28 protein-coding genes are annotated in these 22,160 nt (G+C 42.8%); 4 read left to right on the forward strand and 24 right to left on the reverse strand.

From position 1 onward, the window contains the following. Nucleotides 1–381: 381 nt before the first annotated feature. From H539_RS0113415 to H539_RS0113430, 4 genes are all read right to left on the reverse strand, one after another. Complete coding sequence (locus H539_RS0113415) at nt 382–807, reverse strand: EamA family transporter (protein WP_035322657.1); 426 nt, start codon at nt 805–807, stop codon at nt 382–384. A 17-nt stretch (nt 808–824) separates the two neighbouring features. Next, nucleotides 825–1,130: a hypothetical protein gene (locus tag H539_RS0113420; RefSeq protein ID WP_026693943.1), complete on the reverse strand. Its 306-nt coding sequence runs from the start codon at nt 1,128–1,130 to the stop codon at nt 825–827. 134 nt (nt 1,131–1,264) lie between these two features. Next, the gene (locus H539_RS0113425) at nt 1,265–1,558 is read right to left on the reverse strand and encodes a spore coat protein (RefSeq protein WP_026693944.1); all 294 of its coding nucleotides are present in this window, start codon (nt 1,556–1,558) and stop codon (nt 1,265–1,267) included. Between the two features lie 17 nt (nt 1,559–1,575). Beyond that, nucleotides 1,576–1,776, reverse strand: a complete 201-nt coding sequence (locus H539_RS0113430) for a hypothetical protein (protein WP_026693945.1) — start codon at nt 1,774–1,776, stop codon at nt 1,576–1,578. 136 nt (nt 1,777–1,912) lie between these two features. On the opposite strand from H539_RS0113430, the gene H539_RS31525 reads away from it, so the two are divergent. Beyond that, the gene (locus H539_RS31525; RefSeq protein ID WP_155890042.1) at nt 1,913–2,074 is read left to right on the forward strand and encodes a hypothetical protein; all 162 of its coding nucleotides are present in this window, start codon (nt 1,913–1,915) and stop codon (nt 2,072–2,074) included. 90 nt (nt 2,075–2,164) lie between these two features. Here the strand turns inward: H539_RS31525 and H539_RS0113440 are convergent, their stop codons facing one another. From H539_RS0113440 to H539_RS0113470, 6 genes are all read right to left on the reverse strand, one after another. Further along, complete coding sequence (locus tag H539_RS0113440; RefSeq protein WP_026693946.1) at nt 2,165–3,064, reverse strand: oxidoreductase; 900 nt, start codon at nt 3,062–3,064, stop codon at nt 2,165–2,167. A gap of 134 nt (nt 3,065–3,198) precedes the next feature. Beyond that, complete coding sequence (locus H539_RS0113450) at nt 3,199–4,122, reverse strand: ketopantoate reductase family protein (protein WP_026693947.1); 924 nt, start codon at nt 4,120–4,122, stop codon at nt 3,199–3,201. Between the two features lie 26 nt (nt 4,123–4,148). Then, nucleotides 4,149–4,967, reverse strand: coding sequence for a uroporphyrinogen-III synthase (locus tag H539_RS0113455; RefSeq protein WP_026693948.1), 819 nt, complete (start codon nt 4,965–4,967; stop codon nt 4,149–4,151). Between the two features lie 161 nt (nt 4,968–5,128). Beyond that, nucleotides 5,129–5,293 (reverse strand): hypothetical protein, encoded by a 165-nt coding sequence (locus tag H539_RS31530; protein WP_155890044.1) that lies wholly within the window; start codon nt 5,291–5,293, stop codon nt 5,129–5,131. A 316-nt stretch (nt 5,294–5,609) separates the two neighbouring features. After that, nucleotides 5,610–6,266, reverse strand: coding sequence for a carbon-nitrogen hydrolase family protein (locus tag H539_RS0113465; protein WP_026693949.1), 657 nt, complete (start codon nt 6,264–6,266; stop codon nt 5,610–5,612). Between the two features lie 118 nt (nt 6,267–6,384). Beyond that, on the reverse strand, nt 6,385–6,648 hold the full coding sequence (locus H539_RS0113470) for a DUF1292 domain-containing protein (protein ID WP_026693950.1): 264 nt from the start codon (nt 6,646–6,648) through the stop codon (nt 6,385–6,387). A 134-nt stretch (nt 6,649–6,782) separates the two neighbouring features. Here H539_RS0113470 and pepF point away from each other — a divergent pair, with 134 nt between their 5' ends. Then, complete coding sequence (pepF, locus tag H539_RS0113475; protein ID WP_026693951.1) at nt 6,783–8,672, forward strand: oligoendopeptidase F; 1,890 nt, start codon at nt 6,783–6,785, stop codon at nt 8,670–8,672. Between the two features lie 1,191 nt (nt 8,673–9,863). On the opposite strand, the gene H539_RS0113480 is transcribed toward pepF, so the two are convergent. From H539_RS0113480 to H539_RS0113535, 12 genes are all read right to left on the reverse strand, one after another. Further along, a complete protein-coding gene (locus tag H539_RS0113480; protein ID WP_026693952.1) occupies nt 9,864–10,580 on the reverse strand; it encodes a DUF4386 domain-containing protein in 717 nt (238 codons plus the stop codon). A gap of 37 nt (nt 10,581–10,617) precedes the next feature. Beyond that, the gene (locus tag H539_RS0113485; RefSeq protein WP_026693953.1) at nt 10,618–10,842 is read right to left on the reverse strand and encodes a helix-turn-helix transcriptional regulator; all 225 of its coding nucleotides are present in this window, start codon (nt 10,840–10,842) and stop codon (nt 10,618–10,620) included. 1 nt (nt 10,843) lies between these two features. Further along, entirely contained in the window at nt 10,844–11,287 is a 444-nt protein-coding gene (locus H539_RS0113490) for a hypothetical protein (protein WP_026693954.1), read from the reverse strand. 248 nt (nt 11,288–11,535) lie between these two features. Beyond that, entirely contained in the window at nt 11,536–11,967 is a 432-nt protein-coding gene (locus H539_RS0113495) for a helix-turn-helix domain-containing protein (protein ID WP_026693955.1), read from the reverse strand. Between the two features lie 334 nt (nt 11,968–12,301). Beyond that, a complete protein-coding gene (locus H539_RS0113500) occupies nt 12,302–12,511 on the reverse strand; it encodes a hypothetical protein (RefSeq protein ID WP_026693956.1) in 210 nt (69 codons plus the stop codon). A gap of 559 nt (nt 12,512–13,070) precedes the next feature. After that, nucleotides 13,071–14,189, reverse strand: a complete 1,119-nt coding sequence (locus H539_RS0113505; protein ID WP_026693957.1) for an NADH-dependent flavin oxidoreductase — start codon at nt 14,187–14,189, stop codon at nt 13,071–13,073. 19 nt (nt 14,190–14,208) lie between these two features. Further along, nucleotides 14,209–14,868, reverse strand: a complete 660-nt coding sequence (locus tag H539_RS0113510; protein WP_026693958.1) for an NAD(P)H-dependent oxidoreductase — start codon at nt 14,866–14,868, stop codon at nt 14,209–14,211. Nucleotides 14,869–14,902: 34 nt separating this feature from the next. Then, nucleotides 14,903–15,193: a putative quinol monooxygenase gene (locus H539_RS0113515; protein ID WP_026693959.1), complete on the reverse strand. Its 291-nt coding sequence runs from the start codon at nt 15,191–15,193 to the stop codon at nt 14,903–14,905. Nucleotides 15,194–15,311: 118 nt separating this feature from the next. Further along, nucleotides 15,312–15,692, reverse strand: a complete 381-nt coding sequence (locus tag H539_RS0113520; protein ID WP_035322658.1) for an IDEAL domain-containing protein — start codon at nt 15,690–15,692, stop codon at nt 15,312–15,314. Nucleotides 15,693–15,758: 66 nt separating this feature from the next. After that, on the reverse strand, nt 15,759–16,178 hold the full coding sequence (locus H539_RS0113525; protein ID WP_026693961.1) for an RrF2 family transcriptional regulator: 420 nt from the start codon (nt 16,176–16,178) through the stop codon (nt 15,759–15,761). Nucleotides 16,179–16,257: 79 nt separating this feature from the next. Then, on the reverse strand, nt 16,258–16,848 hold the full coding sequence (locus tag H539_RS0113530; RefSeq protein ID WP_026693962.1) for a molybdopterin-dependent oxidoreductase: 591 nt from the start codon (nt 16,846–16,848) through the stop codon (nt 16,258–16,260). A gap of 27 nt (nt 16,849–16,875) precedes the next feature. Further along, on the reverse strand, nt 16,876–17,997 hold the full coding sequence (locus tag H539_RS0113535) for a serine hydrolase domain-containing protein (protein ID WP_035322659.1): 1,122 nt from the start codon (nt 17,995–17,997) through the stop codon (nt 16,876–16,878). Between the two features lie 149 nt (nt 17,998–18,146). On the opposite strand from H539_RS0113535, the gene H539_RS0113540 reads away from it, so the two are divergent. Next, complete coding sequence (locus H539_RS0113540) at nt 18,147–19,169, forward strand: LLM class flavin-dependent oxidoreductase (protein WP_026693964.1); 1,023 nt, start codon at nt 18,147–18,149, stop codon at nt 19,167–19,169. 103 nt (nt 19,170–19,272) lie between these two features. On the opposite strand, the gene H539_RS0113545 is transcribed toward H539_RS0113540, so the two are convergent. Next, a complete protein-coding gene (locus H539_RS0113545) occupies nt 19,273–19,776 on the reverse strand; it encodes a DinB family protein (RefSeq protein ID WP_026693965.1) in 504 nt (167 codons plus the stop codon). A gap of 262 nt (nt 19,777–20,038) precedes the next feature. On the opposite strand from H539_RS0113545, the gene H539_RS0113550 reads away from it, so the two are divergent. Then, nucleotides 20,039–20,974: a MerR family transcriptional regulator gene (locus H539_RS0113550; RefSeq protein ID WP_026693966.1), complete on the forward strand. Its 936-nt coding sequence runs from the start codon at nt 20,039–20,041 to the stop codon at nt 20,972–20,974. Between the two features lie 65 nt (nt 20,975–21,039). Here the strand turns inward: H539_RS0113550 and speD are convergent, their stop codons facing one another. Further along, a complete protein-coding gene (gene speD, locus H539_RS0113555) occupies nt 21,040–21,867 on the reverse strand; it encodes an adenosylmethionine decarboxylase (RefSeq protein ID WP_026693967.1) in 828 nt (275 codons plus the stop codon). Nucleotides 21,868–22,160: the final 293 nt, after the last annotated feature.

Below are 22,160 nucleotides of genomic sequence, written 5' to 3' on the forward strand. Positions count from 1 at the left end.
TTCGTCATCCGTTCAGCATAGTGTCCATTAGAACCCTTCTCATTGACCTATCTTCGTCATCCGTTCAGCATAGTGTCCATTAGAACCCTTCTCATGGACAATTCAGCGTAGTGTCCATTATATAGCTTCATACGGCACATCTTCATCAAACATTCCAGACAATGTCCAGAGCTTCAGCACACAGCCTGCTATGCCGAATTTGAAGGCCTTCTGCGCATTACACCCTCTCTTACTCTATTCACCTATTATCACCCGCATGAAAGATAAAACGAACGTCCCAGAAGTACATCTCGCTGCACTATAGCCTTCGGTCCGGCAAAGGTTCCTGTTCAAGCCAGAAGTTTTTTTGCAGAGCTCCTTATAATAATGATGAACAATTTTTTAATGCAAAGCTGTCAAAATCACACCCACAGTAATCAGCCCGACGCCGATTCCATTCAACAGGCTTAATTTCTCACCAAAGAAAGCGATCGCTGCAATTGTCGCCAGCACCACGCTCAATTTATCTATCGGAGCTACCTGTGACACTTTACCCGTTTTTAAGGCCAAAAAATAGAATAGCCAGGATGTTGCCCCTGCAATACCGCTTAAAATGATAAAGAGAAAGGTCTTCTTTTCTGCAATGATGTGTGGAATTTTACTAAGGCTGCCTTCAAAAGCTACAACAGCCACTAAAAAAAGCGTCATGATGATCGACCGGACAGCAGTAGCTGTGTTGGAGTCGACATTTTGCAGCCCCATCTTCCCAAAGATTGAGACAAACGCTGCCGATACGGCAGACAGGATAGCAAAAATAAGCCAGGTCATCCCTTTTTCCTCCTTTATCAATGGACTGTTCGGATGCTTTCCCTGCGGTCCAGCCTTTCCATAAGTGCCAGCAGCTCTTCATATACCCCTGCATGATCCGGATCCTTCCAGAATTTACGCTTTCCCAATTCAATCTTCAGCTCGTTCCACCTCAGGGCATGATTCTCCTCCTGATATTTCTTAATCTGTTCCTCAAGCTCCTCTACCGCAGCATGAATATTGCTCGTGACATCATAAACAGTCTTCTCGGAAAGATGGATGCTTTCATTAGTTTGTATATGATATACAATCATTTCCGTTCTATGCTTAATCTTCTCTGTCATGTTCAACAGCTCCTTAGTATGATTAGTCCCTACTCATCCTTTCCAAAAGGTTTTTCAGATAAACGGCCGTTCCTCGTTGCCCGCATAAAAACAGCCAGGGTACACGGCCCTGGCTGTAAAGAACGAATGAATCCTTAATACTGTTCGTCTGGATGAAGATTATTCCGCATGAACTCCTGCACTCTTTCCACTTGTTCAAGGGAAGCTGGTTCTGTTTCATACCAGCCCTCCACATCCATCATCGTAAAAATGGCTTTATGATTGGCGATCGCATTATCAAAGCACTTTGCATAAATATCCTGTAATTCTGGATGGCTTGTTTCTAAGATTGTGTTTCCCAGGCTGCGGCTCCTCCCCTTTTCCAGCTCGAGGCACAGCTGAAGCATTTCACGGTTGGTTAACCCGCGGCCCTCCATATTATTCGGCATATCGGAACCTCCTATTTTTACTGGACTCTTCCCCGGTTAAAATATTGAGAAATTTCAGCAATGCGTAATTGATGGGATTCGGCGATCCGCTCCAATCTTGTACGCATTTCCGGGTCATCACAAAGAGATGCACACCAGTTGATCGTCTTTGCGGTTATCGTTTCTGCACGGATCTCGTCCTCGATAAACGAAAGCTCCTTTGTAGTAAGGCGGGTCATACTCATACCTCCCTTAAAATCTATATCCTTAACTTCCTCCAGATCCAGCCTTTTATACACAGGATGCAGAATAAGGTGAAATTCTGCATAAAGTAAAAAAAATGCCCCATCTTAAATGGAGTAGGATGTTATAAATATGGAGGTCAGCAAAGTGAAAAATGAAAGTAAAGGCAATATGATCCATTCAAAGACTGTAAAAAAGCAGCTGGATGAACTAGAAAAAAATTCGGCGGCCAGTAAAAAAGGCAGTACAAACGAAATAAATCCAGAGGTTACAGACGAAGGATTATCTCAGTAAAAGGTTTAGTCTCCCAGCTACCAAGATGGGAGACTTTTTATGTAATCTTTGTACAAAAAGAGACTTCAGAAAATCGAAGTCCTAAAGGGGTTATGAAGAGAAATCATATGTCACATGAGTCAATTGTTCGGATACATCCCATAAGCGGCTCATGATCTCCTGGTTATAGACTCCTTGTGCAGGTATTTCGATGGCCGGATAGCCTTTTCGGGCCCCTTTTCCATCCGGCCCAATATATTCACCGCCTTGAAGATCTTCATTTAATGCGGCAAAAACCGTCGGCAGCGCACCCATCTCGGCAGGCTGAAGAAAAAGGGAGGACATCTTTTTCAGGATGCCCGGTGCGTCACGGCCCCCGATTTTAAATAAATTGGTGGCCGAAATGCCGGGATGGCAGGCGATGCTTTTAACAGCCAGCTGATGCTCTTTGAACCGCTGATCCAGCTCTTTAGAAAATAACAGATTCGAAAGCTTGCTCTGTCCATAAAATTTCATCGGTTTATAACCGGAGCTTCCATCCAGGTTAGTAAAATCAATCACAGCCCCTTTATGCGCCAGACTGCTTAAGGTGACCACACGGGAAGATCCTGAAGCCTTTAACAGAGGAAGCAGTAAGCCAGTCAAAGCAAAATGCCCCAAATGATTGCTTCCGAACTGAAGTTCAAACCCATCCCTGGTTTTTTGGTAAGGCGGGACCATGACGCCTGCATTATTGATCAGGATGCCAAGGCTGGAATAGTCATCTACTAAATGATCTGCAAATTGATGAACGCTCTCCAGGTCGGCCAGATCCAGCTTTCGCACATCAAGCTCGGCCGCTGGGATTAGACGCTGGATCTCAGAAGCTGCATTTCTTCCTTTTTCCATATTTCGGACTGCCAGGACTACTTTGTATCCTTTGTCAGCCAAGATCTTCGCCGCCTCGAATCCTATGCCGCTGTTTGCTCCGGTAATAATGGCGGTCTTCTTTCTGTTCAGGCTTTCTGTCACATTCCCAGCTCCTATCTTTATTTTCTAAAAAAACGGGGCTTTTGCATGATGAAAACCATAACAGGAGCAAAAGGAACAGAAAAAAGTTTTCATCTGTACCTGCTTCCCCTGCCAAGAGCCCAGCCTAACCCGTATTAACTCCGGGCATTCAGCCGTTCATACACCAGCAGATTTTCATAAATGATTCTGAGTAAAGGCGCTTCTATCCCGTTCGACTCCGCCATCGTCAGCAGATAGCCATGAATATGCCTGGCTTCAATTTCTTGATTCTTTTCCATATCCCGCTGCATGGACGACTTCATTCCATATGGGAGCGCATGAATGCTGTTAACGGTCGTCTCCACGATGTCCTCGCTGATGGGGGCATTCACCGCTTTCACAATCTCAGCAGTTTCACTCAATAATTGCTGGAAAAGAGAAGACCCAAAGCCGCTTTCTCTGATTGCGCCGACGGGTGCCCGCATAAGAGTGGTGAGTCCGGCAAGCACCGTGATAAATAAATATTTATGCCACATTTCCTGTTCAACATGATCAGAGAGAATAAATCGATTTTTTTCATCATTCAGGTATTCCTGCAGCTGCCGGCAGCGTTCCTCCTGTTCTGGATGAAGGGCTCCAAACACTACCCGGTTTACAGGGCTGGTCTGGACCACCTCCCCACTTTCATTCAGTGTAGACTCGATAAAGCACAGGCCGCCAAGCACCTTTTCCTCACCATATTCCCGCTTCAAAATGTCCATATGGCTCATTCCATTAAGAAGAGGAACAATCAAGGTTTGTCTGCCCACAAATGGTTTGAGATCCCTGATTGCCGCTGCCAAATGATAGGATTTGGTAGAAAATAAAATGAGATCATATGGTTTCACCCTGCTGTCAGCCGTAATAAGGCTTGGAGTAATCACAAAATCACCATGCAGGCTTTTAACAGACAGGCCCGACCGTTCCAATTGCTGCTTTCTGCCTCTGCGTACCAGGAAATCTACCTGTTTCCCCTGCTCGGCCAGCCTTCCTCCGAAATAACCGCCGACTCCTCCGGCCCCTAACACTAAAATGCGCATGTTGTTCCCCCTTTTCGTTCATTCCTTTATGTATGAAGAGTTCGTTCGAAATATTGGGCCAATTCGACAATCATGGCTCCCATTCTTTCATTCCCCGGAACGATGATCCGCCCGACTCCTTCATCCTTCAGTGCTTCAGCTGTTACCCTTCCAACCGCCGCACATACCGTTTCCTCTGACAACCTGAAAATGAACAACCCGAACTCTCCCTGCTTCCTGGCATATTGAAACAGCGAGCGGACCTGTACGGCCGTGGTAAAGCAAATGGCGTCCAATTCACCTGAAAGGATTTCCCGGTATGTCTTCTCCAGGATTTCCTGCTGCGGCGGAATATGCCTGTAAGGAAGAAGATAAGAAACCTCTGCCCCCTGATTTACGAGATAGTCTGTAAGAGCAGGAGCTGTTTCCCCGTGCAGCTGAACCCACACTTTTTTTCCTGCAAGATCATTCCCCTCCATCGAGCGGATCAGACCGTTTGTAGTGCCATCATCATCTACCGCCGCCGGAAAAAATCCCAGTTTCTTTAAGGCCGCCCTTGCCTTGTACCCTCTGCATGCAATTTGTGCAGCTTCCAATGTCTGAAGCAGCTCTTTTTTTATGCCCAGCTTTTCAGCGGCAGAAACCAGTGCCTCGAGACCGATTCCCGTCGTAACAATCACCCAGTCGGGACGATCCAGGACAAATTGGCGGATTTCCTGTTCAAGCTCCTTCTCTGCCGGATAAACGGTTCCCTGCAGCGGGCGCAATAAGGGAATTCCACCCTGTTTCTTAATAATTTCCTTCATCTCTTCGGTTTTTCTTGAACCGCCTGTGGCGATTCTTTTTCCAAGCAAACCTTGCCCCATCCAGCACCCTCCTGTATTCTTTTGTTCATACTTTCTACGTTATCTCAAGCTTACCAAGAAATCCAGAATCTTTCCTAATTAAAATACCTGCGGATCTAAAGAAAATTAAAATAGAGCTGCCAATGGCAGCTCTACCGTACATTTTGAATGTTCAAATACCTTTATGCTTCATTTCTCAGGGCAGCGGGCGAAAATACTTCACCTTCATCTACAGGGGGGAAAAGTGAACGTGATGGCTGTCGTTTTGCTTCATGATTTACCTTTTTAAACTCTTTTTGAAGGAATGTTTCGATTTCTCTACGTCTGCGGCCGCCTTTTTTTGCCATTGCAGAAGCCTCCTTTAAAATTATTCACAAGATAACCATCCTGACAGGAAAACCCTGCCGCAAAATCCCTTGACTTCATGCCTTCAAAACCTGTCGACCTTGCTGCCTGTCTTTTTCAATAATCAAATCCTGAATGTAAATGGATTGTTAAATTATTGTTAAGGCTAATTTTAAAGAATCTATTTAAAAGATTCAATGCTGAAAAACAGCCAAATTCCTCTTTATTTTTACAAAATTCTGACTATATGTTCCATATGGTAGTTTTTACGGCTAATTCAAAGAATTTTGCCGCTTGGACATATATCGCACTCCTGTTTTATATTTTTTGCTGAAGAAACCCCAGGATGTCGGCAGTTTTTCTCTCCGTGTCCAGCAGAATGATTCGTTCATCACTTTTATGTATAAAAATTGGATTTCCTTCTGGATCAAAACAATAAGCAATCGGGATGGAGAAGCCGCAGTTACGATAAGAACCATCCGCATGGCTTGCACCGATAACAAACGCTCTCTGGCTTCTCGCAATATTCCGGGCTTCAGATGTCCAATCCTCAAACTGGTGCTCACTAAACATTCCGACACCGATCGGATTAAAGATAAAATCCACAGCCTCCTCTCCCAGGCCTTCCAGCCCCTGAAAAACCTCCCGGCATAGAATAAAGCCAAGCTTATTGCCATTTGATTCAACCTTTGAAGGCTGATATAACCCCGAATGTTCTGGCGTCTTATTTCTATCAAGGATCAATCTGCCGGAAGGGTCTGCGATAAAGGCCCTATCCTTCAGGCTGCTATCCTTATATCCCGCCACAATATACATGCTGTACTCCTCTGCCAAATGACATACATCCATGAGCTGCCACTCCTTAACATAACCTTCAGGAAATAGAATCAGCTCTGCCTCCCGGCTCATCTTTAAGGCAGCCTCAAGCTGGACCGTCTGCTCCTCATGGACCGGCTGTCCTATAATCATTTTCATACCGGCACACCCTTTCATTTTTTATCCAAGACTATATATTCGATAGAGACAGCCCGCCTCCTTTTTTGGACAAAAATAAAAACCCCCAAGACTTTTGTTGTCTTGAAGGCTTAATCGATCATTCTTCCATAACCTCATCAAACGCATACGATACCTTGGTGAATTCCTCATCCGACTCAATCGCTGTCAGATCTCCGTCAGAATCAACCTTCATGAAGAAAACATCAAGATCTTCTTCCTGCTTGTTTTTGACATCCTCTGAAAAACTCACAGCCACATATTCGGTTCCCTCAATATTCAGGGATCCCAAAACCTCTACTTCCTGCTCAGGCCCATTTTGCGACTCGATCGTAAAAGTTTCTCCCGTTTGAATTCTTTCCACTTCTCTGCCCCCTCCTGTTTGCTTCCTGTTATTTTCCCTTATTGAGCAGGAAACATTCTCAATTCGAACAAAATAAAAAGCTGTTTTTCTACAAAGGATAATAGAAACCAATTTTGGAATCAGGAGGCATTTTCATGAGAAAAAATCATCTTTTATCCTTAACGGCAGCAATCATGGCGCTCTCCGCCTTTACACCAATGGATTCAGTCACAGCAGAAAACCTCCTTCCTTCTTATCATTCCAGGAGCGAAATCCCCGCTCAGTACAAATGGAAAACGGAAAATATTTATTCAAGCATTAAAGACTGGGAGAAGGATCGACAAAAAGCATCCTCTCTATCCGCTTTGTTCAAGAAAAAATATCAAGGCAAGCTTGGCAGCTCTCCTGAATTACTGAAGGGCGCCCTTGATGATTATTCGGAACTGGCACGGATCTCCGACAAAGTGAGTGTTTATGCCAGTCTCTCCCGGGATGTCAATGCAGCGAATCCAAAACTGCAGGTGCTGTCAAACAAGGCGGATAAAATGTCAGATACGATTTCTGAAAACACAGCCTGGTTCGTTCCCGAAATACTGGAGCAGCCCCAAAACCGGATTAGCACCTGGATTCATCATCCGCAGCTGAAAACCTATTCCTATTTCCTGAGTGATATCGTCAGGACAAGGGCACATAGTCTGCCAAAAGAAAGCGAAGAGCTCTTGGCAAAGGTCTCCCCTCTTGGCGGTACAGCGAATGCATTGTACGGGACCCTTGAAAAAGACATTGCTTTCGGCCCGATTAAAAACAGCAAAGGGATAAAGACCACTTTAAGCAGAAGTAATTTTCCTTCTATTATGGAAAGCAGCGACCGCAGCTTTAGAAAAGCTGCCTTTAAAAAGTATTACGAGACTTTAGGCAGCTTCCAGGACACCTTTGCAGAAACCCTGCAAGCCCAGGTTAAATCCCATAATATCAGTGCTGCTATCCGGAAGTATCCATCTGCTGTGGAAGCAGCCCTTGACCAAAATGATATTCCGTCTGAAGTCTACAGTCAGTTAGTCAAAACTGTCAGCAAGGGACTTCCCGACCTCCACCGGTACATAGCCTTGAAAAAAAAGCTTCTTAAAGTGGACAGGCTTCATATGTATGATATGAACGCGCCCGTAATAAAAGCCGATACTGAGTATATTCCCTATAAAGAAGCAGAAAGCCTTGTTATAAAAGGATTGAAACCTATGGGAAGCGATTATCAGAAACTCCTTAAAACCGCTTTTTCAAAGGGATGGATTGATGTTTATTCCACAGCTGATAAACGTTCGGGCGCCTATCAGTGGGGATCCTATGATACACACCCTTTTGTTCTGCTGAATTATCAGGGCACGATGGATGACGTCTCCACCATCGCACACGAATTAGGCCATGCCATGCACTCGTATTACTCAAAAAAGTCTCAAGACTATATCAATGCCGGATATGCGACTTTTACTGCCGAAGTTGCATCAACCCTGAACGAAAACTTATTATGGGAAATGCAGTACAAACACGCAAAAATCAAAAAAGAACGAATAAACCTGCTAACCCAGCGGCTCGAGCATTTCCGCACCACCCTTTTCCGTCAAACCCAATTCGCTGAATTTGAAAAAGAGATCCATGAAATGGAGGAAAGCGGCAAAACGCTGAATGCCGCAGCTCTTAACCGGCTGTATCAGAATCTTAATCAAAAATACTATGGCCCAAGCCTTGCAGCTGACCAGGAAAATGCCCTTGAATGGACGAGGATCCCTCATTTTTACAACTATAATTTCTATGTCTATCAATATGCGACCAGCTTTGCGGCTTCTACAGCCCTTAGCAGTCAGATCCTAAAAGAAGGGAAGCCTGCAGTAGAGCGAATTAAGACACATCTGCTGAATGCGGGAGGTTCAAAGGATCCTATCTCTATTTTAAAAGACGCAGGTGTAGACATGTCTACATCAGCCCCTATTAATCAGGCTCTTTCCGCATTCAGAACCACCCTGGACGAGCTTGAAAAACAGCTCAATTGAAGCTTGTTCATGCAAAAACAAGCACCTTTCCATCGTTTGCGTGAATTTGCATAGTTTCATTTTTTTATTCATGATTGCGCATTTAATCATTTTTATCGTATTTTTTCATATTTGCGTGTTTGTGCATAATTATTTGTATGTTAGTTGTAGAAAAGGGGAACTGCCTGCTAAACAGGAGTCCCCCTTTTTTGTACACTATTAACCATGCACATCCATACACCTCATTTTATCTCCAAGGGAAGTCAAAATGAATCCGGTCTTTAATAATTAAAACTGCTCATTTTCTATTGTATGTTGTGCTGGTCCCATCAGCATTGAACTGCTAAATGTGTTTGTTTAAAATGGATAAAGAGTTGAAACAAAAGGACGACGGGAAGAAGCTTTGATTATCACAAATGTTTCTAAATGAAAAAAATGAAAGACACCTTTAAATTCAGCCTCCAAAACTAATATCCCCGCCAAAATAAACGGGGATACTAAATGTCTTTATATAAAGGCATTTTACAATTGCAGGTAACAAGAATTAAAACTAAGCAACCTCTAAAATTCATCCCCTGATGTTCAATTCTTTTTACTCTAACATATGAAATTTTGATAAATATGACTCTATTAAATTAGATCTCCCTTTATATTGGATTACAATATGAAATGGAGTCGGATCAGTCGGAAACGAATCATAATTTCTTCCCTTTACCCATTCATCTACAGTTGAAAGAAGTATAGAAAAAAAGTACTTAATTCATGTTTATCATGTTATTAATATCTCTTCAACTCTAAAGATGGTGAATATGACACTGCTTCGAACTATAAATTTAGATTGGGTCTTTCTTAAACTCTTTCTGTTTCGCTAATGATCCTTTCAGATGATAAACGACAGAGCTTAACGTTATCATCAAAAGGGCAGCTTCGGGGATGGACTAATTGTTTGAGATGTTGATAAGCTAAAAGAGGGAGGCATCTTGAAAATGGACTTAGCGTTGAAACCGTATTTTCCTGACAGTCCCCCTAGTAGGACTCCCCTCCCCTTTTTCATGTTTATACAAATTTCTGCGCTAAAGCTTTATATTTTAAGTTAATAACCGCATTTCTTCCTATTATATAGGATTAAAGTTCCCAAGAAGGAGTTTACATAATATTTTTATCGAAATGTTCAGTGGAAATAGTTTTGGAAGAGATTTTTATTTAGTTTTATTAATCCGTTGATTTCTTTTTACCAAGTAAGGATGTAAGAGCTGGTTCATTAAATCCTTTGATAATCAGCCAAATGGCTAATATCATTTCATTTGCTGCTACCGGTACTGCCAAAATCCCGCCCCAGACTGAAACTTGTTCAATGACATCAAACATGACTAATATGGCACAGAGAAAGATAAGTACGGCTCCTGTCATCCCGAGGATTGGAATGAATCTGGGAATCAGTCTGGATCTATAAAAAATATAGCTGTACATCATGGTGTTTATGCCTAGCATGAAGTTAGGGCCAAGCAAAAATGTCCAGTCATGGACTGCTTTCAATAGGGTTCCTGAGGTTTGATAGGAAGTGATTGCTGGGGCTGCTGCTGAAGTGAATTCACGGCTGAGAGTAAGTAGAGACAGGACACTGAGCACACCAATCAATATGAGAACCGCTTCCAGAAACCGGAAGCAGACGTGCCAGAGTGCGATTGTTTCGTTATATTTCTTAAGAATAGGAAACATTGTGGTCGCCGTGCCTATCGCAGAAACGACAACCAGCAGCTCAAACAATGCTCCCAGCATTACCTGACTGGCATGTTCGGAACCTTGAGTCAGATAATCAGCGTTAACAAGGACTGGATTATATAAATTAAAAGCAGGAATGACCGCAAACACGGCCGCCAGTATAAAAAAAATCCCAATAAGTTTCGCAGTTTTTTTATTTGAATTCATTTTTATCCCACTCTCCTCTAAAATTCACTACATTTCCTCACGATTTTGTTTCTTCTCCATAAAAGAAAACCTCTTCCAATGAAAGGTTAAAGGCACGAGCAATGCGGAAAGCCAGTTCGAGTGACGGTGAATAATTTCCCTTTTCGAGAGCCACGATCGTTTGTCTTGTAACACCCACCTTGTCAGCTAATTGCTGCTGGGTCATTTCATCATGGTTGAATCGGAATTTTCGGATATGATTGCCGACAAGATTTTTTCCCATCTTATACTCCTTTCCAATAATGATAAAGTTTTGTTATGGAACCAGTGACATCTGCCATGAATCCTGAAAAGATCAGGATGATGAACATAATCTGTGACGGCTGATAAACCAGTAAACTCATAGCAAGAAGAAACCCGAGAATGAACACAAAAAATGAATTTCGATAAGCCTTCAACTGAATGATCTTATCCAGTTCGTCCTGAAAGGATGGCTCCTTCTCTTTGGTAGTGATTCGATAGAAGATATTAAATATGATGCTGATGATGATGTGAGCGATAATGGAAACCACTGTCAATGTAAGAACATAGGTGCCCCAATAGTGAAAAATTTCTTCGGAATACAATCCGCCTTTAGGATGCTGAGGATACATGTACAAGCCAAAACCGGCAAAAATCAAAATGACGCTGATTACAGACACAATGCTTTTCTTCTCTTGATAAGTCATGCTGACTTCCCTCCTTCATATGTTTTATTTTACATAAAGTAAAGTTTATTTTACTCAATGTAATATAAACTATACATCAAGTCAAGTTGATATGACAAAAATAGGCAGGAAAAGTTTTTAGAATGATCAGCGGAACAAACTAAAAAAGACAGCCAGCTGACTGCCTTTTTTGGACCATTCTTTTTACTCATCTGGCGATACCAGCATCGGTTACAAAGGTTTAATAAATGTGTTCCTATAAAAACTTATTATTTTGCCTTTTTCCCTTTTCTCACCGGTCCAAAATGATCATTTAATCCTTTTGTTAACAAGCCTATGCAGCGCTCCAGCTCGACTTTTAATGTCTTTCTATAAGTCTCAAGCTTTGCTTTTCCTTCTTCCGTCATATGATATACAATGATTTCTTGGAAAGTTGCATCCTTCTTTCCTATGAAATCACCGCCTTGTTCTCCCAGCAGCTTCTTTTCTCTTTTCAAATATCCTTCTCTATATAAATCGTGAAGACATTTATAAACTTCTGAATGAGTTGGAGCATAGGCATAAGGTTCAAATTCTTTTCGCAGATCCTCGACGAATTGTCTGCCATAGCTTTTATTGGATTGAATATAGTCCAATAAATAAAGCTTCAAAAAGGCACGCTGCTTCAAGAGGAATCCCCGGCTTTGATGATTTTCTTCCATAATTGCACCCGCTTTCCATTTATTACTTTTCTTAAATTATATCATTTTTCCCTCTCTTTTTTTGTGATTTCCCCTTGATTTTAGCAATAAATTTCACTAAGCTTAATGGCTGATGACTTGGTTTGATTGTTATTAAAGATTTGGAACTAGGTTGTTTCAAAAAATTTTAACTCGTTGTTTTTTTGGCCCCAGCTCTTCTTAGAAGTGAAGGAATTTGGATTAAATTTCAAACTATTTAAAAGTATGATTGATTAAGCTTATTGACTGGTGATTCATCTAATGTGTTATTGAATAGTTGGAACCTTGTTGTTTCGGATTTTAGCTGGGGTTGGTATTATGCTGAGAGTATTGGCCCTGGCTTTTCAGATATATTTTTTCTGCTGCGGCATGGCTGCAAGAAATTAAATGACATTCCATACGACTCCTGGCACGGCTTGATTACCGTTTCGCACACGAATTTTGGATTATAGATCATGTTCTTTTTAAATTCGAGCATCACTTCTTCAATATTGAGCACGGCCGCCGGATATTCGAACATACCCATATGATCCTCCGTACCTGGCCGCCTGTTTCGAACACAATCGCAATATTTTATAACAGGATTTTGGTTTTTCGTGGGTATGATCACACCCTGGCAGCTTTTTTGCTATTTTAATTTTTTAGATACGGATTGTAGTTCTATGAGGTTAGCAGAGTCTATTGAATATTTGGAACCTTGTTGTTTCAGCTTTGTTTATACTAAGTTTTTCGAATGATTTTTGATGATCGGCTATTATTCATGTGTAATAAGGAGTTTAAAAAGGTAACTCTATTTCCCCAGTTCGTATGGTTAATACTTTAGAAGATTTGGAACTAAGTTGTTGCAAGGATTAAGTTGATATTGCTTATTATGACTCGAATAGCCAAAAAATAGGTGCCTTGAAACGGCATCCTACATTCAATCCCAGATTAATCAGCTTACCCGGATGATTTGAATCCTCAATTAAAGCTGATGGTTCCTTCTACACCGGCAGCCGCTTTTGAATCTGGTTCCTATAAAAAAATTCAAAAACTCAGAAAAGCAAAAAACCTCTCTGCCTTAACAGAGAGGTTGAAATGATTTATTATACTCCAGGAAACCATCCCGGAGTATGGATGATGGCATTCCAAAGCGGATCTGGAACGACCAGTTCCTGCTGACGGTTTTTGTCGATTTTGGTGACAATTTCATCTTCTCTTCCCTCCTGGATCTTCTGGACCCAGTCAGGCTCGATGATTAATTCACGGGCCAAGGCAATTAGCGGCACACCAGTTGCAAATGCATCTACTGCATCCTGTGGTGTATAGATGGAACCGACACCGATAACAGGGACTTTGTTCCCCACTCTTTCCTGGACGATTTCAAGGCGGGATCTTGTGTCATCCACTCCCCTTCTTGGGATGGAAGTATGATCCAGCAGAGAAATGTGAAGATAATCCAGGTCCTGTTCAGCGAGCTTATCGATTAATACAAGGGTATCCGCCATCGTAATCCCCGGTGTTTCAGGCTCCTCTGGAGAGAAGCGATATCCGACGATAAAAGGTGTCTTGGATGCGGCTGCTGCTTTTTTAACTTCCTTAATGACTTCAAGCGGGAACGTCATGCGCTTTTCAATGCTTCCGCCAAAGCGGTCTTCTCTGCGGTTGGAATGAGGGGAGAAGAATTGCTGAATCAAGTATCCATTTGCACCATGGATCTCCACTCCGTCAAATCCTGCTTCCACAGCGCGTCTTGCGGCCTCGCCGAAATCCTTGATGATCGTTTCCACTTCACTGGTTGTCAGTTCACGAGGTACCGGCTGCCCTTCTCCTTCTGCAGGAATGGCGCTTGCACTGACGGTCTCATTATTAGGAACGAGCTCCGGAGGGCAGGATCTGCCGCCATGAAAAATTTGCAGGATGGCTTTGGCACCCTGTGCTTTGATACCTGCCGCAAGCTGTCTCAGACTTGGGATAAGTTCATCCGTATCTGCTCCGAATTCCCCGTGGAATCCTTTTCCGTTGCGGGTCACATAGGCGCAGGCAGTAATGACCATACCTGGTCCGCCTGAACGGCGGGCATAATAGTTCACTTCTTCTTCTGTCACTGAGCCGTCTGTGTTTGAAGAGAAGTTGGTCATAGGAGCCATGACGATCCGGTTCTTCAGCTTCACTCCATTTTCAAAGGAAAACTCTTTAAAGAATTGTTCATAGTTTGCATTCATCTTTTCTAATCCTCCCAAATTAAATCCATTCCACGATATCTTTCATTTCACTTCTTGTTTTAGGCCTTGAAGGATCTGCAGCCCGGTAGCCAAACGCGGCCATGACGGAAATCGCAAATTCCCCATTTTCAAGCAGATTTCTTTCTTCCAGGATTTTGTTTACCGCAGCAGGATCAAAGCCCTCAATCGGACAAGAATCAATCCCTATTAAAGCAGCAGAAGTCATCATGTTGGCCAGTGCGATATAGGTCTGTTTGCTGGACCAGTCGAACAATGCTTTTTCGTTATCCAAAAGACCAAATTCCTCCTGGAAATCCTTATATCGTCCGAGTAAAGATTCCGCAAACTCAGGCGGCATCTTTTTTACTTCTTCCATATGTTTTTTTACAAAGTCAGCATCATAGGTGGCTTTTGTTCTTGCCAGAATCAGCACAAAATGGCTCGCTGTCGGCAGCTGCCCCTGTGCTCCCCAGGACACCTCCCGGATTTTTGACCGGAGCTCCTCATCCTGGATCACAAGAAACTTCCATGGTTCGAGGCCGATGGAGCTTGGTGACAGTCTGGCATTTTCAAGAATATATTGAAAATCCTCTTCGGAAATTTTTTTCGTTTTATCAAATTCCTTGGTTGCAAACCGGAAATTTTGTGCTTTTATAACTACTTCTTTGATAGCATTTATGTCCATCATGATGTTCCCTCCAGACTATATGTACTTATAATTTTTTTGATTCATAAAGGTCAGCTTTTAAAGGCACTTCAAAATACTCAGGCGCTGCCTTCATGAATGAAGTAAAATGTTCGGATTTGTTATGATCGGCCACCGCGTCATTGTCCTTCCATTCTTCAACCATTACAAATGAGTTTGGGGCTTTAGGATCTACATAAAGCTCGTATTTATTGTTTCCTTCTTCGGCTCTTGAAGACGCAATCAGCTTTTCAGCCATCTCAAGGAATTCTTCTCTTAACTCAGGCTTGACCTGCATATATGCGTTTATTGTAATCATTGGTTTTCCTCCCTGTTTTATAAACTTTTTTACAATGCTGAAATTTTACCCCTGCCTTTTAATATCTAGTCTGCCGTTTATACCGGCAGGGGATACGCTAAAATACATGGTCTTTGTATTAATCCATAATGGATTTGTTTTCTTCTTTTTTCGTGCTTTTGTTTAAGATTATTGGCGAAGAAATTTCTTTACTTTTTGACCTCTTAGCCTGCAATTTCTGGGTTAAGTCTAAAAACCACTCTTTATCTTTAGTCAATAGGGCCAAATCAATCATGGCAAGCAATTGGTCTTCTGTTCCTTCACTGCGGGCTTTCAGCTTTTCGATGGATGAGTTCAAGATCCAGACACCCTTTCCATTGATGTCAGCATTGTCACTTTCCGTAACCTGCACCCTCGCTTTGTTTTGGAATACATCCAAGTCATTGATATAACCCTGAATCAATTCCCCTTCACGAGTTTTGGCCAGAACCCAGTCCCCTATGTTTAAACCTGCTTTCATTTTCCGCACCCCTTACTGTATTTTTTTTTTATACAGTTATGATAAAAAGAAAAAAATCATTCAGTATCAAAGACACCGATTAATTTTTTCCAAAACATTTTGCAGTGATATGGTAGTTAAATACTCTTCATAATGCTTTTCCGCTTCACTCAAAATTTCATCCATCACCTCTTGGGTGTGGGATGAAACCGGGCAGGTTTCCAAAGGATCGCCTGAGCACCAATTAGGTTTAAGGGTTCCATAAGAAACAGAATGGTAAATCCTGCCGAGCGAGATTTCAGCGGGTAAGCCGTTCAGGATATAACCGCCGCCTACACCTTCCCTGGTATTCACCATGCCATGCTTTCGGAGACAGCTCATCACCTTCCTGATTCGCGCAGGATTGGTGCAGACATTCCTGGCAATCTCCTCGCTGCTTGCCATGTGATCCGGTAGATAGGCGAGATATAATAAACTATGGACAGCTATCGTATACTCACTGTTCATGAATCTGAATTTCCTCCTTTCGAAGGATTACTGTAATCATATAACTTACAGTTAACAGAGTCAAGTCATTTGCTTAAGGCTATCGATATCTTTCTTCTTTATAAGGATTGGCCGTCATAGAATATCCAAGCTCTTCCCAAAAGCCTGCCTCATCGTTTTTCATAAACCGGATGCCAGTCACCCACTTTGTCCCCTTCCAAAGATAAAAAGACGGAGGCGGAATAAACCTCAGCGGGTAGCCATGCTTGGGGGAAAGCTCCTGCCAGTCATGCCCGTCATCCTTCCACTTATAAACGAACAGCGCATCGTCCCCCATTAACGGTTCCAGCGGCAGATTGGCAGAATATCCGTATGGGTCTCCGTTGTAATAGCCATAAATCTTGATATGGGTCACGCCCTCTTTCAAAGAGGCAAGTTTTATGAGCTCCCGGAAAGGGATTCCTTCAAATTGTGTGCCAAACTTGGACCAAGTGGTAACACAGTGAAGGTCAATCTCTGATTTGACAGCCGGCAAATTCATAAAATCTCTGTAGGACAGAGTGATTTCCTTTTCGACATTACCAAAAAGTCTGAACGACCAGGTTGTTTCGTCAAATTTATATATATCTCCCTGATGGAGAATGGGCCATGAAGTAGTTTCAAATTGTCCCGGAGGAAGTAGTTTTTTCATAGAATCCGCCTTTCTTTTTTGTTTGGTTTACTCAAGGAGCATATCCATTATGGTTCTGTTTACAGTCCTATGTCCATTTCCATTAGTATTCATCAATACTGCAATTCCAGACTGTCTAGCAGGGAGAATGGATACCATGCTGCGAACCCCCATCTGGCCGCCGCCATGCTCGACTACAGGTTCATTTTTATATGACCCTGTGAACCAGCCAAGTCCATATCCCCAGCCTTCCGGATACCAATGCGCCGGAACCTTTATTACTGGTTTCTGCATCTCGAGAATGCTGCTTCTTTTTAATATGCCCCCACCCAGTTCCGAAATATGAAATTGAAGATATTTCCCAAGGTCATTGGCAGATGAATATAGGAATCCGATAGGGGCTGCCAGTGGATTAATCGGGTAGGGTGTCTTTATCTTCGGGCTGTCCATATAATACCAGGAACTATCCCTGTCTCCCTCAGCAATCATGGGATCCCACAACGTTCTATCCATTTTTAATTCTTTAAAAAGATAGGAGCTTAAGTATTCTTCCCACGTTATCCCGCTGACTTTTTCAAATAAATCACAAAGAATCACATACGAATCGGTACAATAAGCCCAGCCTTCTCCAGGTGGATATTTAAGCTGGACCTTCTTGAACCACCTGGTGATATCCTCTCTGGAGTGAATCCGCAAAAGCTCTTCCTCAGACAGTCCATAATATTCCAGTGCTTCATTGAATTCTGTTTCAGTATCCGAATAAATGTCTCTTATATTCGGGGCCTTCATATTGGCTACTCCCAAATCTGATGGAAATCCTGCCGTATGGCTTAAGACATGCCGGACTGTTATTTTCTTAGAGAGACAGGAATCTGTTGTTTCAAAGTATGGTAGATATTGAACCAGCGGATCATCCAAATGTATAAGATTCTTTTCACAAAGAGACAGGATGCTTACAGCCATAAAGTTCTTTGAGACACTCTGAATGCTCATTATGGTATCTGAGGTCATTGGGGTTCTTTCAATCCCCATTCGCGCCTGGCCAAATCCCTTGGAAAAAACACATTCCCCTTTTTCCACAATACTGATGCTCATTCCCGGGATATTTTCGTTTAAAAGAATTTCTTGAACAAATTGTATGATTCTCTCCGATTTGCTTCTAGTGAACATCAAGATCTCCATCCCCCGGCTGCTATACATCTGTTTTTTCTTTATTATATCAATTAGAAGTTTTGTTCTCCATCCCGGGCATAATATTTTGAGACTTAGAGTCCAGCTGTTAGAATATATCCTGAAAATAACAGAAAGAAGTTGAAGCGATGTCACAGTCTGTTAAACAATTACATGATATTAAATTCTCCGTGCTGGATTTAGCGCCCATCACTGAGGGCAGCACGGCTGCCAAGTCACTCGCCAATACGCTTGATCTTGCTCAGCATGCAGAAAAATGGGGTTATAACCGTTATTGGCTAGCAGAACACCATAATATGCCAGGAATCGCGAGCTCCGCTACTTCCGTTGTCATTGGCCATGTGGCTGCCGGTACAAAGTCCATCAGAGTGGGCTCCGGGGGAATCATGCTTCCTAACCATGCTCCGCTTGTAATAGCCGAGCAGTTCGGAACTCTTGAATCCTTGTTTCCCGGCCGTGTGGATCTCGGGTTAGGCAGAGCGCCTGGTACAGATCAGCTTACAGCCTTTGCCCTTAGAAGAGAAAGACGGAGCGACGGCCAGGATTTCCCTGAACAGCTGGCAGAGCTTCGGAACTACTTCAAAACCTCTGAAGAAGTCGGAGGACGGCACGTGCATGCCATTCCGGGTGAAGGCTTGAACATACCTGTCTGGCTCCTTGGATCCAGCGGCTTCAGTGCCCAGCTCGCCGGACAGCTTGGGCTTCCATTTGCGTTTGCCAGTCATTTTTCTCCGGATAACACCCTGCCGGCCCTTGAGCTATACAGAAGCAGCTTCAGACCTTCCGAGGTACTCGAAAAGCCTTATGCAATGGTGGGTGTCAATGTCCTTGCTGCTGATACAGAACAAGAAGCCAAACGCCTTGCAACGAGCATGCAGCAGCAATTTTTAAACTTGATCCGAAACAACCGGGCCCCCCTTCAGCCTCCAGTGGATAATATGGATGAGTTATGGAGCGCATACGAAAAAGCTGCCCTGGAGCAGCAGCTGGGATCATCCATTATTGGAGATGCTGACATCGTAAAGGAAAAGCTTCAGAACTTCCTTGATATAACCGGTGCGGACGAAATGATTGTCAATGCTCAAGTTTACGACCACCAGGCGCGCCTCCGCTCCTATGAGATTGTGGCGGAAACTGCAGGCTTGAAATAGCATGACAAAAAGAGGATGAAATCTAAGATTTCATCCTCTTTTTTTATATTGAAAGTCTTCAATTTGAAGCGAAATGAACATACGATGAATGCGCCTTTATTCATCACTCATCCCATTGTACAGGCTCCCAGGAACCCTGCTTCTTCCTGATGGAAATAATCTGGCCGATGTGGTGGGCTGTATGCAGATTCATGGAAGAGATTTTTTTCCACCATGTCCGTTCCGGTTCGGGCGGAGTCATCAGCATTTCATCATGGCAGTCCAGGATCGCCTGCATCCATTCAGAAGAAACTTCACGCAGTGTATTTACGGTCTTCTCCCAATTTTCTTCCGTAATTTCGGCTGATTCTTTTGTTTTCATGAAAGTAGACTCGTTCGTAAAGCCTTCCTCTGGAACAGGAAGTCCAATGAATTGATTTAAATATCTTGAATTCCAGAATATCAGGTGATTGACAATCTCCCAAATGGAGTTGTCTCCTTCTTGATCACGCCAGGAAGCCTCTTTTGCAGTGACATTCTTTAAGGATGCCTCCATACCGGCGAACATTTCTGTCCGATTCATAATCACATTCATTTCATTCAGAAGAAGTTTTTTAATCTCTGACATGGGTTCCACACACCTTTCTCTCTTCGATTCTATTAGAAATCTTACCCAGCTATGTTCTTTTCAAACAAAACCGCCTTCCGAATCCTTCGGAGCCTCTTTCGCCATTTAAAACAGCTTTTTTGCTGATATATCCCCTTTTTTGAAAGGATATAACTAGTTTTCAAAGCTTTTGTCGGAAGGCAGGAAAAACAGAAAGTGAATGCAGAATATAGAGGACATAGGAAATAGAATTCCCAATTAATGAAATGAAAGGGTGTTATAGATGAATAAAAGCCAGATCATGAAAGCCTATTCCATTAAAGATGTATCAAAAAAAATCAGTGTCCCTACCGGTACGATCAGGCAGTGGGAAAAGGATTTGAACGGACTGCTCGTAATCCCCCGTTCAAGGCAGGGAGCCAGATTTTATACAGACACGGAAATCGCCATCCTGGCAAAAATAAAGGAAATGAGAGAAAAGAATTTAAGCAAGGGTATGATCCGGATGCTGCTGGAAAAACATTTCAATGAAGGCTCTGAAATAGGTTCTGAAATCCCTTCCGAAACACCCGCAGTCATCCCTGCGGATAACGCCGTTGCACCGGCTGAGGAAACGTCCGTTGTACAGGCTGTTCCGAATCTGGATGAACTTTACGCCGCCCTGGACAATTATAAGCAGAATCTGCTCCAGGATATACGAAATGAAATCAAGACCAACAATAAGGAAATGCTGGATGAAGTGAAGAACAGCATACATGCAGGCACCATCCATACTGTCCAGGGGCTTTCAAAATCGATTTCCCGGTCGAATGAAAAAAGACAGCAGGAAACCCAGCAAATCAGCCAATCCATAAGGGATTCGGCCAAAGTCACTTCCGATACGTTCGCGGCTCTCTCTGAAAACATTGCGAGAAGTTCAAAAGGCACTTACGAACAGCTTTCCAAACGGATATCCGAATCTACAAAATCTGCTTCCAAGGATTATAGACAGGCTATGACCAATGCCTCGATGTCCATGAATAAAGCTCAGAAGGATTTCGTAAGGATGTCCAGAGAAATCCAGGTCAGCCAGGAGAGCCTCATGGAAGCCATGAATAAAAATCTGGAGCAATTTTCCCATCATATTCAGGAGAGGGAGGACGTATTCCAGGGAATGGTGACAAGCTTCCGTGAAGTTGCCGCTGCCAAAAAGAAAAAGAAATGGTGGAAGGTTTTTTAATAGACAGGAAAAGGCAGCTTTAGAAGGAGCAGGACTCCTTTTGCGGCTGCCTTTTCATTGAAAAGTTATTCTTCATCTTCCAAAGAAAACTTGATATTCTTTCCGTAGAAAATTTCATCCATCTCCCGCGTCAGTCTCCGTGTAATGGTCTCCTGCTCTTCAGTGCTTAACTTTTCCTTGGTATAGCCAAAAAGATAATTATCCAAATCAAAATCCTTCAATTTGCATTTTGTATGGAAAATATTCTCCTGGTACACATTCACATCGATCATATGATAAGCTTCCTGCACATTTTCAGGGATATAATTCTGTATGGAATCGATGGTATGATCGATGAACAGCTTGTGTCCTGAAATATCCCTCGTGAATCCCCTGACTCTGTAATCAATCGTCATGATATCCGTATCAAACGAGTGAATTAAATAATTCAGCGCCTTTAAAGGAGAAATTTCCCCGCAGGTAGATACATCGATGTCCGCCCTGAATGTGCTAATGCCCTCGTCAGGATGGAACTCCGGATACGTATGGACCGTGATATGGCTCTTGTCCAGCGCAACGACCACATTATCCGGAAGCGGTCCAGGCGATTCATCATACGATTCTTCCGGCACCTCCACAATCGGACCCTCCGAAACCAGCACCGTCACGCTTGCCCCCTGCGGGACATAATCCTGCTTGGCAATATTCAAGACATGCGCCCCGATAATCTCTGCAACTGTCGTTAATATTTTCGTCAGCCGATCGGCATTATACTGCTCATCAATATATTCCAGATACGCCTCGCGCTCTTCCCGCGTCTTCGTATAGCAGATATCGTACATATTAAAGCTCAATGATTTGGTCAAGTTATTAAATCCGTGAAGTTCAATCCGCTTCTCTCTTGATAGCTCCATGTTCATTTCCCCTTGCTTATAAAAAAGTATAATGATTCGTCCAAACTTCATCCTGATGTCATTGGTAATATTTACGTCAATAAAAACAAATATACAATTAAACCTTATAAGTTCTTTCATACCCTTAATGGAAAAGCTAAAAACTAGCTTATTTAAAAGAGTATGAGGGGGCCTGTGAAAGCTAAAGAGGATTCTTTATGTAAGTAGTCCAGATCCACCACCTTTAGAATCCTTTCAAGGACATAGCCCTTGCTCCCTCACCGAGTTTTGTCCTTTAACCCTCTCCTCATGGA

This window comes from Peribacillus kribbensis DSM 17871 (assembly GCF_000430765.1).
Classification (GTDB): Bacteria; Bacillota; Bacilli; order Bacillales; family DSM-1321; genus Paraperibacillus; species Paraperibacillus kribbensis.

What these genes read in the sequence shown, in the direction of transcription:
- H539_RS0113450 (WP_026693947.1), bottom strand. Translation starts at nt 4,122, where the DNA reads ATGCGCATTTTAGTGTTAGGGGCCGGAGGAGTCGGCGGTTATTTCGGA.
- H539_RS0113535 (WP_035322659.1), bottom strand. Translation starts at nt 17,997, where the DNA reads ATGTTCACTAGAAGCAAATCGGAGAGAATCATACAATTTGTTCAAGAA.
- H539_RS0113415 (WP_035322657.1), bottom strand. Translation starts at nt 807, where the DNA reads ATGACCTGGCTTATTTTTGCTATCCTGTCTGCCGTATCGGCAGCGTTT.
- H539_RS31525 (WP_155890042.1), top strand. Translation starts at nt 1,913, where the DNA reads ATGGAGGTCAGCAAAGTGAAAAATGAAAGTAAAGGCAATATGATCCAT.
- H539_RS0113495 (WP_026693955.1), bottom strand. Translation starts at nt 11,967, where the DNA reads ATGGAAGAAAATCATCAAAGCCGGGGATTCCTCTTGAAGCAGCGTGCC.
- H539_RS0113515 (WP_026693959.1), bottom strand. Translation starts at nt 15,193, where the DNA reads ATGATTACAATAAACGCATATATGCAGGTCAAGCCTGAGTTAAGAGAA.
- H539_RS0113520 (WP_035322658.1), bottom strand. Translation starts at nt 15,692, where the DNA reads ATGAAAGCAGGTTTAAACATAGGGGACTGGGTTCTGGCCAAAACTCGT.
- H539_RS0113420 (WP_026693943.1), bottom strand. Translation starts at nt 1,130, where the DNA reads ATGACAGAGAAGATTAAGCATAGAACGGAAATGATTGTATATCATATA.
- H539_RS0113500 (WP_026693956.1), bottom strand. Translation starts at nt 12,511, where the DNA reads ATGGGTATGTTCGAATATCCGGCGGCCGTGCTCAATATTGAAGAAGTG.
- H539_RS31530 (WP_155890044.1), bottom strand. Translation starts at nt 5,293, where the DNA reads ATGGCAAAAAAAGGCGGCCGCAGACGTAGAGAAATCGAAACATTCCTT.
- H539_RS0113425 (WP_026693944.1), bottom strand. Translation starts at nt 1,558, where the DNA reads ATGCCGAATAATATGGAGGGCCGCGGGTTAACCAACCGTGAAATGCTT.
- H539_RS0113545 (WP_026693965.1), bottom strand. Translation starts at nt 19,776, where the DNA reads ATGTCAGAGATTAAAAAACTTCTTCTGAATGAAATGAATGTGATTATG.
- H539_RS0113485 (WP_026693953.1), bottom strand. Translation starts at nt 10,842, where the DNA reads ATGGGAAAAAATCTTGTCGGCAATCATATCCGAAAATTCCGATTCAAC.
- H539_RS0113480 (WP_026693952.1), bottom strand. Translation starts at nt 10,580, where the DNA reads ATGAATTCAAATAAAAAAACTGCGAAACTTATTGGGATTTTTTTTATA.
- H539_RS0113455 (WP_026693948.1), bottom strand. Translation starts at nt 4,967, where the DNA reads ATGGGGCAAGGTTTGCTTGGAAAAAGAATCGCCACAGGCGGTTCAAGA.
- H539_RS0113540 (WP_026693964.1), top strand. Translation starts at nt 18,147, where the DNA reads ATGTCACAGTCTGTTAAACAATTACATGATATTAAATTCTCCGTGCTG.
- speD (WP_026693967.1), bottom strand. Translation starts at nt 21,867, where the DNA reads ATGGAGCTATCAAGAGAGAAGCGGATTGAACTTCACGGATTTAATAAC.
- pepF (WP_026693951.1), top strand. Translation starts at nt 6,783, where the DNA reads ATGAGAAAAAATCATCTTTTATCCTTAACGGCAGCAATCATGGCGCTC.
- H539_RS0113490 (WP_026693954.1), bottom strand. Translation starts at nt 11,287, where the DNA reads ATGACTTATCAAGAGAAGAAAAGCATTGTGTCTGTAATCAGCGTCATT.
- H539_RS0113530 (WP_026693962.1), bottom strand. Translation starts at nt 16,848, where the DNA reads ATGAAAAAACTACTTCCTCCGGGACAATTTGAAACTACTTCATGGCCC.
- H539_RS0113525 (WP_026693961.1), bottom strand. Translation starts at nt 16,178, where the DNA reads ATGAACAGTGAGTATACGATAGCTGTCCATAGTTTATTATATCTCGCC.
- H539_RS0113505 (WP_026693957.1), bottom strand. Translation starts at nt 14,189, where the DNA reads ATGAATGCAAACTATGAACAATTCTTTAAAGAGTTTTCCTTTGAAAAT.
- H539_RS0113430 (WP_026693945.1), bottom strand. Translation starts at nt 1,776, where the DNA reads ATGACCCGCCTTACTACAAAGGAGCTTTCGTTTATCGAGGACGAGATC.
- H539_RS0113550 (WP_026693966.1), top strand. Translation starts at nt 20,039, where the DNA reads ATGAATAAAAGCCAGATCATGAAAGCCTATTCCATTAAAGATGTATCA.
- H539_RS0113465 (WP_026693949.1), bottom strand. Translation starts at nt 6,266, where the DNA reads ATGAAAATGATTATAGGACAGCCGGTCCATGAGGAGCAGACGGTCCAG.